The following is an 11313-nucleotide window of genomic DNA, read 5'->3' as shown; positions in this document are numbered from 1 at the left end:
TTAGCAATGGAGTGTAATGCTGCTCTTTATTATTGATAATCCAGAGGCAGTGATGGAGGACAAACTAGCAGAAATCTCATATGAGGTCAGTAGCTTAACCTGAGAGAAGTTTTAGCAAATGTGTCATTAGGTTAGTCGTGTATCGACAAACGCTAATCCGTTTGAGGCTGAGCAAAATGGTACTATTGTGTCATTTCTGCGGTTGCCGATTGGGCGAATCGTTGCCATTTTAGCAATACTTTTTCGAGCAACCCATTTTGACGGAATGTATCTATCGCTAGATCGAACTGTTCAACCTGCAAAGCCGTCATACTCGCCTTACTGAACATCAAATGAATATCGTGCTGCGCCAACACCATAGGCAATGCAATTAAAGAAATCCCCTGACGCTGACTAACATAAGGAATGGCAATCGATTCTCCAAGGATGAAATCCGCACGCCCATGATTAAGCATTTGCACTGACTTATCGGGACCAGGGCTTAACACCAATAAATGCGCCTGATCCAATCGATGCTGAGTTCGCTCATAGTCAGCTCCAAACCAACCACTGTTGGGCACGAGCAAGCGTAGTTTTTGATCAAAGATATCTTCCCATTGAGTCAACTCAAGGTGTGAGTCGCTTTTGTCGAGGGCGAATAAGCGGATTTCCTCCTCCCGATAAGCCCTCGAAAACAATGCGTAAGACTGCCGTTCCAAGGTCAAGGTGGCCCCCATCATCATGTCTAAAGTGCCCTCCTTAAGCATTTGATGGGAGCGTTTAGCGGGTATCTTAATAAACGTCACCTGACACCCCAGATACTCGGCAAAATCTCGCATCAGTTCAATATCGAGGCCAAAGAGTTGCCCATCTAAAGCTTGCCATGCATAGGGGGGCCAGTCGTTATAGCCGACTCGAATAGACGTTGGGCAAACGGGATTAAGCGTTACAGCAGTAACACTGAAGGGGATTTCTAGCGCAAAAACTAACAATACAAACAGAAATTTCCGATAAACAAACTTGGTCACTATATCGGCCTCGTAAGTAAAAGTGCCATCCTTGTTACTTAGTGGTCTAACTCCACAGTGGTTTATACTATTCTCTTCCTAAGACTCAATAAGCTTAGACGGCTTAATAATTCGCCGCCATTAAGAGTGAGTTGATTCATCTTTTCGACTTAGAATTGCTGAAAATTTGAGGAAAATTTTGGCAGGCTTACACTCGGTTAAATGAACTAATGGATGTAGAAAAAAACCTAAGCCCATCACATTAGCACGTCGGGCTAGAGTGAGGACTTAGATTAGACATTTTGTAAAATACTTAATAAACGGGCGGCAAATTATCCCAACAGCTTAAATAAATGCGCCTTTAATGACCCAAATTCCGGCACTAATTCGGCGGATAAAATGGCCTTTTGTTCGACAACCTTAAGCTCTGGAGGTAGTGGCAAATTTAAACCAAGCTCCCTGTCGACCACATCCTTAAACTTAGCCGGATGGGCTGTACCAAGGAAAATCCCAACTTCATCATCCTTCAAATTCATAGTAAGAGCATGTGCAGCAATTGCCGCATGGGGCTCGCTGATATAGCCAATATCGTGCATTTGTTTAAGCGCTGCAGAGGTTTGCGCTTCATTAAGACGAATACCGACTAAATCAGTCAGTGGCCAGCCAAGCTTTTCACAAATGGCTTCGACCCTCGGCCAGTTACTAGGCTCGCTCACATCCATCGCATTGGACATAGTGGCTTGGGTTGGATTAGGTTGCCATAGGCCATTTTCAAGGTAGCGCGGCACGGTATCGTTAGCATTTGTTGCAGCAATAAAGCGCTTAACCGGCAGCCCCATCGCCTTAGCAAATAAGCCTGCGGTTAAGTTACCAAAGTTGCCGCTCGGTACGGCAATAACAGGGTCGCTACTATGGCGCTGTTTTGACTGCGCGACTGCCTCGAAGTAATAACAGATTTGCGCCAACAAACGACTGATATTGATTGAGTTTGCTGAATTGAGATGCAAGCCATCACGCACATCGGCATCTTCAAAGGCTTGTTTGACCAAATGCTGACAGGCATCAAAATCCGACTCAACGGCTACGGTATGGATATTCTTGCCTAAGGTGGTAAACATTTTCTCCTGCAATAGGCTGATTTTCCCCTTCGGATAAAGCACCACCACATTGACCTTGTCTAAGCCGTAGAAGGCATCGGCCACCGCAGCGCCAGTATCTCCTGATGTCGCCGTTAGGATGGTTAAGCGAGAATCCTGAGCAAAGGCGTTAACGCACTGCGCCATAAATCGTGCGCCAAAATCCTTAAATGCCAAGGTAGGGCCATGGAAGAGTTCAAGGCAGGCACGTTTTTCATCCACTGCAACTAATGGCAAGTCGAAGTTAAAGGCCTTTTCAACTAATTCATCGACCTTGGCTTGACCCAGTTCAGAAGCAAGCCAAGCGCCTAACACTTTTTTGCTGCGCTCAACAAAGGACAGAGCTAATAACTCATCGATATTATCAAGCACTGGGATTCGGGTGGGAAAAAACAGTCCTCTGTCTTTTCCTAAGCCTAATTGCACCGCCTCAGTAAAACTCACTTTCTGCGAAGGGTGTTTTAAATTGTATAGTTCCATATCGTTCAACCTTTTTCGCAAGGCGTAAAGCCTCGCGCTTATACGAAAGAGAAAACATCAAAGGGCTGTTAATCGACCCTGCGAGTGCCTAATTCATCGATGCGGCACACATGGGCAAAGCCCCCCGCCTCGGTAACATAATTTGCCTCTAACCACGCCTTAGCTGCATTGGCGGTATTGAGATCGTCGGTAATCGAAAAGAGCGTTGGCCCGCTACCCGAAATTCCGGTGGTGAGCATACCAAGATCAGAAAGAGCACTGCGCGCCTTGTCATATCCCGGAATCGCTGCTGCGCGGTAAGGCTCGGCGAGCACATCCTTTAATACCTCAATCGCAAGCTTGGCATTGTGCTGATAGGATGCATGCACAAAGGCACTTAAGTAACGGCCAAAATCGATTACCACGGATTTATCGTATTGATCTGGCATCAATTTACGCATCATTGCCGTCGATAATGAAATTCCAGGGTAAGCCACTACCCAATACCATTCTTTAAAACTTGGTATCGCCTGACAAATAGTGCCTGACACATTGAGCATCAGTTGCATGCCGCCTAAATAACAGGGCGCGACGTTATCATAGTGAACGCTGCCACTGATTTTGCCTTCAAACTCGCCCATCAAAGCCAATAACGCTTGCTCATCGAAGGGCTTATCGAAAAACTCATTGAGGGCATACAAAGCTGCAACTACTGAGCTTGCGCTCGAACCTAAGCCGCTGCCGACAGGCAGGTTTTTCTCAAGGTTAAGTAGAATGCCAGAATCTTCTTTGCCAAGCGTTTTTAAGAAAAACTGCGCGCATTGAAAGACGATATTCTCTTCAGGATTGGCGGGCAACTTATGGGCCCAAACACCGGTTTGGGTCAAACTTACGCCAGAGTCGGCCGCAGAAATCGACACCCGATCACCGAGTAAACTGCCATCAATCGGCGCCAACGCCGCACCTAATAAATCAAACCCCACGCCCACATTCCCCATGGAGGCAGGTGCGTAAACCGTCAAACTCATACACTTACCTCACGAGTCCAATTCAATGTTCTTAATACGTCAGCAAAAACCCCGGCGGCAGTCACGGCAGTGCCTGCGCCATAGCCTCGAAGCACAAAGGGAATAGGCTGATAATAACGGCTATAGAAAGCCAGCGCGTTTTCGCCACCTTTTACGCTATAGAGTGGATCGCTGGCATCCACCTCGGCAATACGCACATGGCAGGCGCCCTCTTCAATTTGCCCTACATAACGCAGCACTTTGCCCTCAGCTTTAGCCTTAGCGACTCGCGCAGCGATGGTTGCATCGAGCTGCGGCAAACGCGCCATAAAGGTCTCGACATCCCCAGAATCATCGAATTCTGCAGGCAACACTGAATCGACAACGATATCGCCCAGCTCAAGGTTTAGACCAACTTCCCGGGCAAGAATCAATACCTTGCGGGCAACATCCATACCACTGAGGTCATCACGGGGATCGGGCTCAGTAAAGCATTTTTCTCGCGCTACCTTAGTTGCCTCAGACAATGACATCCCCTCATCGAGCATGCCGAAGATAAAGGATAGGGAACCTGACAAAATGCCATTGAATTTATGTAACTTATCACCCGCAAACAGCAGTTTTTTCAGGTTGTCGATGACTGGCAGACCTGCACCAACGTTGGTCTCGTACAAAAATTGACGGCGCTGGTTAAGGGCGGTTTGTCTCAAAGCTTGGTAATAGCCATAATCGCGGGTATTGGCCTTCTTATTTGGCGTGACCACGTGCATCCCCGCATTCATTACATCTAAATACCGATTCGAGATTTGCTCGCTCGACGTGCAGTCAACCAGCACGGGATTTAGCAGTTGCTGCTCTTTCACCCAAGCCAGCAAAGCAGGAATATCACTTTGATGCTGACTGTCGACAAGCAGATTTTGCCAATTATTTAAATCGATGCCCGAACTGTTCAGCAGCATTCGGTTTGAATTGACGATACCGCATACCCGGATACTGATATGTTGCTCTTTAAGTACTTCAGCTTGCTGCTTTATCTGCTCAAGTAAACCTGCGCCAACATTGCCACAACCGACCAAAAACACATCGAGATATTGCTGCACATCGAAAAAGCCCTGATGACAGGCTGCCACCGCGTGCTTGGTTTTGCGCTGCTCAATCACAGTTGAGATAGAACGTTCAGAGGAGCCTTGGGCGATAGCGATGATATTCACACTCGCCTGCGCTAACGCTTGGAAGAAGCGTGCGGCAACTCCTTTATGGGTGCGCATGCCATCGCCAATTAACGAGACGATCGCCAGCTCATGGCGCATTTCGATGGGCTCTAATATCTCGCTCTTTATCTCAAGTTCAAACTCTTGCTCGAGGGCAGATTTAACTTTGGCGGCATCGGCGGTCGCAACACAGAAACTGATACTGTATTCGGATGAACTTTGGGTGATGAGAGATACCGACACACCGCTGCGGGAAATCGCCGCTAAGGTGCGACTCGCCATACCAACCATACCCTTCATGCCTGGTCCCGACACATCGAACATGGTTTGGTTATCTAAATTAGAAATGGCTTTAACCTTCAAGCCGCTTTCATCGGCTTGATTAGATACCAAAGTGCCGGGCGCATCAGGGTTAAAACTATTTTTGATATAACAGGGAATATGGAACTGGGCGATGGGGGCTATAGTTTTTGGATGCAGCACCTTAGCACCAAAATAAGAAAGCTCCATCGCCTCTTGATAGCTTAGTTGTGACAATAACTTAGCATCGGCAACCACGCGGGGATCGGTGTTATAAACGCCATCCACATCAGTCCAGATTTCACAACTTGAAGCATCAAGGCAAGCAGCCAGTACGGCGGCAGAGTAATCAGACCCATTGCGGCCTAAGGTCACAACCTTGCCGTGCTCATCAGCAGCAGTAAATCCTGGCATTACCCACACGCGTTTATTATCAAGTGGCAGCTGCTTAAATCTAGGTTTGCTTGCACTGATATCAACCACAGACTCCAGTGGTCGACCTACGCCGAGGAACAAGGCTCTTGGGTCGAGTTGCGCCGAGGATATCCCCTTAGCCAGCATCAGTTGCTCCATCAACGCAGCCGAAAGTCTTTCCCCCGCCACCACGATTTCGGCACGAATGCCGTCTGGGCATTCCTGTAACAGTGCGATACCGCGGAGTCTGTCATGCCATAGAGCGAGCTGCGCCGCGAGTCCCGCAAATAAGGAATCACGCTGCGCGGCAGACAAACCAGAATTTGCCGCATCTTGATAGAGGGAGGTAAAAACCTGCTCCACATGCTGCAACACGGGTAAGTAATCCTCCCCCTTAACCGCCACATCCACCATTTCAAGCAACGCATTAGTCACAGTTGCTGGTGCTGATAGCACAGCTGCCACAGCTTCAGAATGTGAGGCCTTGGCAACAATCTCCGCCGCCATTGAAAATCGCTGCCAATTTGCAAGCGAGGTACCACCAAATTTCATTACTTTCATCTTGATCTCCTGTACCGCGCCCACGCTAGAAACAAAAAAGCCCGCTCCTTTGTGGGAAGCGGGCTTTCGTTAATATTCTTTAGGGTAAATCAGCCCGCCCCCACTGTGGTAGTGGTAGTGGTGGTTGTAATAATGGTAATTACTACTAAACCTAGGCTAAGCATATGATTTGACATATCCGTATTGATGTATGCTAAACAGAATTGCTTTTTTGCACTCAACTTGTCAACCCCTGAGATGGATTATTTGTGTACAATTTCTATGATGATGAAAACTCATCGCCACAATTTAATAAATCATCACAAAAACCGCATAAAAATGATTAATCATCAAAAATAAACCTCATTGAATATCATTCATCGCATCCACCATGAAAAATATTAAACATCTAACACAACTCATATCGAATAGTAGTTGCAACCAAATGAGGATTAGCATTTCTAAGACAATTTTTATCTATTCTTGAGCAATGCCTAAAAAACAACAACTGCACTTTGTGACTATTCCCAATTTAGGTTATTAGTGTTGCAAAGGGCTAAACGATTGCTCATTTAAGACGCTGTAAGATATCGCCAGCATCAAAAAAGCACGATATGATGCGCGCAAATTCCGAACCGGAGACGACATGAAAATCACTCAATACAGTGCGGTAACTATCCATTACCGTTTATCCGATCAAGAAGGCAGACTGTTAGAAGATTCTTTCGATGCAGAACCTATGATCTACCTACACGGCACAGATAACCTGATCCCAGGACTTGAAGCGGCATTAGACGGAAAGACAAAAGGCGACAAACTCGATGTCACCATCGCAGCCGAAGAGGCCTATGGTCCATATCACGATGGTCTTCGCCAAGCAGTACCATTAGAAGCCTTTGGCGATATCGAAGATATCGTGCCAGGCATGCGCTTTATTGCTGAAACTGAAATGGGTCAACGCCCAGTACAAGTTGTTGAAGTAAAAGACGATGTGGTAGTTGTCGATGGTAACCATCCACTTGCGGGTCAAGCATTAAGCTTTAGTATTGAAATCGTTGATGTTCGTGAAGCGACAGCTGAAGAAGTAGCACACGGTCATATCCACGCCCACGGCGGTTGTGGCAGTCACGATCATAGTCATGATCACGACCATGGTGGCGGTTGCTGTGGTGGTTCAAATCATGGCCACGACGTAGGCGGTTGCTGTAACACTAGTGATGACCATAACCATGAACACGAGGCCTGCGATACACCAAAAGCCGGATGTGATGGCAATGGTGGCTGCGGCTGTCACGGCTAATAGCTTTTCGCATTAGCAAGAAGTGAGCAATTGTTTTTAAAAGCGGTTGTTTCACTTTTGTGACTTAAGAAGCACTTCCTTATACAAGGAAGTGCTTTTTTATTCACCTTTGATTATAATCTGAGCGGTAAACAGGGATGTTTATTGGACTTGAATGCCTTTGAAATAGGGATTTCAAAGTACCAATCAATATGATGTCAGAACAATGCGAAGGAGTGCTTATGATAACCAAACCGCTCTACGAATTATTACCTTACGGATACATGGCTCTTGGCAGTGCGAGCTTCATGCTACTTGAACCAAGTTATGCCCTACTTTCAGGTTTAACTGTGTTCGTTTTAGGGGCGAGGATCTATGTTTTACGTTCTCAGAATCGCCGAACGGATCCGGTAAAACGCCGGAAATCTGGGCATATTCCCAAATCACTCTATGATTTTATGCCGTTTTTATATCTACTGTCGGCATTAGCAATCTTCAAATACTTGCCCGAGAAAATGTATCCCGTTGTCGCCATCTGTCTGCTAAGTTATGGCTTCTATATTCTACTAAGACGTTCCCTTTACCGTCGCCATCGCTTACCTGTAACGCCCATTTTTTAATACAACCAATGCCTAATAGCATGATTGCGTACCATTAGGCATTGGCTCTTAAGAAATTAGATTTTGTATTCTTGCTCGGTGTTCTACCGTCATGTGTTTTAGATAATTTGAACAACGTGTAATAGTCGCAATGCTCACCTCATATTCCGCTGCGATTTGTCGCTGACTCATCTCGCCATTTAATAACAATTGGAACACCTTCAAACGCCCCGCAATGGCACTACGTTCCTCTTCCGTCAGCAATAAATGAAATAAAACTGAGAGTTCCTCATAGTTTTGATGAGCTAATATTTTTTCTAAAACCAAATCCCAGTGGGCTCGCATAATCGCTCCATAAATACAGTTACAGCATGACGCTCGCAGTGTAGCAGATTTCACCGCTATACAGCACAACAGCATAGATAACTCGTTACATTTCATCTTTTTTTCCAAGATGAATGGCCGAAATAGCTTGTAGTACATTAATTTAATTTGTGTAAAATAGAAGCGCAATGTCACACTTCGACACCTATTTGTGAGAATATGATGAAAAAATTACTTCTGTCTCTATTTACTGGTACTCTGTTAGCATCAACTGCACAAGCACACAATTTCGAAGACCCCAAAGACGCGATTGAGTACCGCCAATCGGCTTTTAGCCTACTTGCCTATAACTTTGGTGATATGGGTGCCATGATGAAAGGGAAAAAACCTTTCGATGCTGCAACTTTTGCAATGCGTGCCACTAATGTTGCCGCGTTATCACATATCCCATTTGAAGGATTCATCGACGGTTCTGATAAGGGCGAAACTGAAGCCCTAGCCAAAATCTGGCAAGACAGAGCCGACTTCGACGCTAAGATGAAAACCTTCCAAGAAAATGCCGCCATTCTGGCAACCGTAGCTCAAAAAGGCGATCAGGCTGAACTTAAGCAAGCCTTTATGAACACAGGTAAAAGCTGTAAAGGCTGTCACGACGTCTATAAAAAAGACTAAGTCATTTATTTATGGCAGAAAAAAGCCTGCATTGTGCAGGCTTTTTTATATGCAAAGTGGCTAAAGCACCTGAACTATCGGCCAAATCAAATAACCAAATACCAAAACGGCCAAGAGTAACAACACGACTAACGCTACCCATAAAGGCATAAAGGTAAGTTCAGATTCTGCGGCCAAAGCATCCTGATGTGAAACTCGCCTATAGCCGCTCACCATCGCAGCCACTAATTTGTCCCCTTTAAGCGCATGTACAATGACAGCCAGAATATGCACAGCACTTAAGGCAAGGATCAGGTTGAAATTAAGTTTATGAAATGTCGTCAATAATCCGCTAGTAGCTTCACTCACAAAGGAATACAGTGGCCCTTCAGTAAATACCTCATCGGTTGCAAATAATCCCGTCACTAGTTGAATACTTATCATAGTAAGGAGCGCTATCACCATATAGCCACCAATGGGATTATGGCCAAAAACTGGTGTTATCCCCCTTGCTCTTTTTTCTTTTATGTAATCGAGCACAACTCTAGGGTGATGCACAAAATGGCTAAATCTTGCTGTCTCGCTGCCAATAAGCCCCCACAATAGTCTGAATCCAATCAGTACCAACAAGCTGTAGGCAAAAATCTGATGCCATAGCATCTCACCAGATTCAGCACTCCACCAAAGTAAGCCCATGACCAAAACCAATGACCAGTGAAATACACGTGTAGGTAAATCCCAAACTTTAACTTTGATATGGTCGGCTCTCATATTTCACTCCATGCGAAAAACCAGCAACTAAGTGAAATGATTTTATCCGGAAAAACTTAGGAAGTTAACGTAAAGATGGGTAAATCTAGGGGAAGTACTGCGTTGTTATCCCATCAAATATGGCGCCCTTTGACCGGCAATACAAGCCTTTTTTGCTCAGTTTTCTTGATATTTGTCTAAGCGATCAAATTACCAACGAACGAAAATTAGCAGACCAATAAATGTGATTCACATCACATTTTTACAGGGTGAAATTGATACTCTGAAAACCAAGGAAACAAAAAAAGGTGCTACATATGCTAAAGATTACGAGCAAACAATTAGAAGTCACTGCCCCAATCCGTGAACGTATCGAAAGCCGTTTTGAGAAACTTTCTAGACACGATGTGCAGCTGATTAATCCACATATCATCATTACCGAGGAAAAACCTGGTTTCAAAATTGAAGCGTCGGTTGGTATCCCAAATGGAGAACTCTTTGCTCAAGCCAAACACGACAATCTTTATGCTGCTATTACCGCGATGGGACAAAAATTAGAGAAACAACTAAATCGTCAAACCCATAAATCTGAAACCCAACGATTCGTCTCTCTTGAGCACCCAGAAGAAGCCGTTAACTATGACGATGATTATGAGGAGGATGCAGCTTAATTAGCCGAAATTGAGATAATTAGCTTGATGAATGGTTTTTTTACTTCTCGCTAAAAAGTTGATTAATCGGTGTTAGTGCGGGACACATCACTTCGAGAGGCACAGTAGATTTCGTTTTATCGATCACAGTTTTGGGAATAGGTTGGAAAGTAAGTCTTAATGGTCCACTAAAACGATGTGATTCTTTAAACAACTACTACACTTTACTAAGTGGCAGCATGAATCGAAGTGATGTGATTTTATGCCAAACACCCTGCAGCAAAAGAAGGAGGTCTCCACCCACAATCGATATTTCAAAGGCTTATTAGTTTTAGTTCGAAAGCTCAATAGAGGATGTTTTAACAAGTAGAAATATAAGCTTCGCAGTAGGTTAAGCCAAATCATCAATCAGTGAGGTCAATAAAAAAATCAAGTAATTAACAAATACCTATTCATTGTCTTTTAACGCTAACCCGTAATTTGTTTAAGGAGTTCCCGTTCACTTAACCAATCAAGATTATCGAACAGTCTTTTCCTCAACACTTAAGGTTTGGAGGCCTATTAATACAGTGTTATCAACCTTTATACCTTCGTTTGTTAATACTAGAGGAGGTCAAAGCGGTACTGGCAATGTCAGAAATGATGAAATTGCTCAAAGGTTGGGGGTTATATAAATACATGGCTAAGGCGAGCTGCATAACAGCAAAATGTACTAAAGGTACTTACAATAGCCACAGTCCCATTATTTATATGATCTAAGGTAAGAGTGAAAATGTAATCGATAAATACAATGCTGATTTGTTAATGTGTTGGTTTATCAATAGGTTGGTCGACTAGCCGGTGTTTTTGGTTAGTTAATAGTAACGCTTAATGCATTTCAGGAGGGGAAACTCGTTTGGCCAAGTTTTTAATTCAACGCAGCGCACCTTCGGGTGCGCTTTTTTGTTCCAACAACTTTTACAGTTAACTACTCACTTTACCCTTTACTCGACACTCTGCTCACACAA

The 11313-nt window shown here is 44.7% G+C and carries 10 protein-coding genes; 4 read left to right on the top strand and 6 right to left on the bottom strand.

Translation table 11 applies throughout. From position 1 onward, the window contains the following. Positions 1–182 precede the first annotated feature (182 nt). The 4 genes from K0H61_RS04865 to thrA all read right to left on the bottom strand — a co-directional run bounded on the left by K0H61_RS04865 (position 183) and on the right by thrA (position 6074). Entirely contained in the window at positions 183–1007 is an 825-nt protein-coding gene (locus K0H61_RS04865; protein ID WP_258406007.1) for a substrate-binding periplasmic protein, read from the bottom strand. Between the two features lie 311 nt (positions 1008–1318). Then, entirely contained in the window at positions 1319–2602 is a 1284-nt protein-coding gene (gene thrC, locus K0H61_RS04860; protein ID WP_220051618.1) for a threonine synthase, read from the bottom strand. 68 nt (positions 2603–2670) lie between these two features. Then, positions 2671–3609 (bottom strand): homoserine kinase, encoded by a 939-nt coding sequence (thrB, locus tag K0H61_RS04855; RefSeq protein ID WP_220051617.1) that lies wholly within the window; start codon positions 3607–3609, stop codon positions 2671–2673. Next, entirely contained in the window at positions 3606–6074 is a 2469-nt protein-coding gene (gene thrA / locus K0H61_RS04850; protein WP_220051616.1) for a bifunctional aspartate kinase/homoserine dehydrogenase I, read from the bottom strand. Before thrA ends, thrB begins: the two co-directional genes overlap by 4 nt. A 625-nt stretch (positions 6075–6699) precedes the next feature. Here thrA and slyD point away from each other — a divergent pair. Both slyD and K0H61_RS04840 read left to right on the top strand, forming a co-directional pair. Further along, on the top strand, positions 6700–7353 hold the full coding sequence (gene slyD, locus K0H61_RS04845) for a peptidylprolyl isomerase (protein WP_220051615.1): 654 nt from the start codon (positions 6700–6702) through the stop codon (positions 7351–7353). A gap of 221 nt (positions 7354–7574) precedes the next feature. After that, positions 7575–7952, top strand: a complete 378-nt coding sequence (locus tag K0H61_RS04840; protein ID WP_220051614.1) for a hypothetical protein — start codon at positions 7575–7577, stop codon at positions 7950–7952. A 48-nt stretch (positions 7953–8000) separates the two neighbouring features. On the opposite strand, the gene trpR is transcribed toward K0H61_RS04840, so the two are convergent. Then, on the bottom strand, positions 8001–8276 hold the full coding sequence (gene trpR / locus K0H61_RS04835; RefSeq protein WP_220051613.1) for a trp operon repressor: 276 nt from the start codon (positions 8274–8276) through the stop codon (positions 8001–8003). Between the two features lie 201 nt (positions 8277–8477). Here trpR and K0H61_RS04830 point away from each other — a divergent pair, with 201 nt between their 5' ends. Next, on the top strand, positions 8478–8927 hold the full coding sequence (locus K0H61_RS04830) for a c-type cytochrome (protein ID WP_220052476.1): 450 nt from the start codon (positions 8478–8480) through the stop codon (positions 8925–8927). A gap of 60 nt (positions 8928–8987) precedes the next feature. Here K0H61_RS04830 and K0H61_RS04825 read toward each other — a convergent pair whose 3' ends face one another. Further along, positions 8988–9677 carry a cytochrome b/b6 domain-containing protein gene (locus K0H61_RS04825; protein ID WP_220051612.1) on the bottom strand — a complete coding sequence of 230 codons (690 nt, stop codon included), beginning with the start codon at positions 9675–9677 and terminating at the stop codon, positions 8988–8990. A 296-nt stretch (positions 9678–9973) separates the two neighbouring features. Here K0H61_RS04825 and hpf point away from each other — a divergent pair, with 296 nt between their 5' ends. Beyond that, positions 9974–10327, top strand: a complete 354-nt coding sequence (hpf, locus tag K0H61_RS04820) for a ribosome hibernation-promoting factor, HPF/YfiA family (protein WP_220051611.1) — start codon at positions 9974–9976, stop codon at positions 10325–10327. The last annotated feature ends 986 nt before the right edge of the window (positions 10328–11313 follow it).

The sequence above is a fragment of the Shewanella acanthi genome (assembly GCF_019457475.1).
In the GTDB taxonomy this organism is placed as follows: Bacteria; Pseudomonadota; Gammaproteobacteria; order Enterobacterales; family Shewanellaceae; genus Shewanella; species Shewanella acanthi.
Note: the sequence above shows the minus strand (reverse complement) of the source record. Positions and strands in the feature narration are given on the sequence as shown.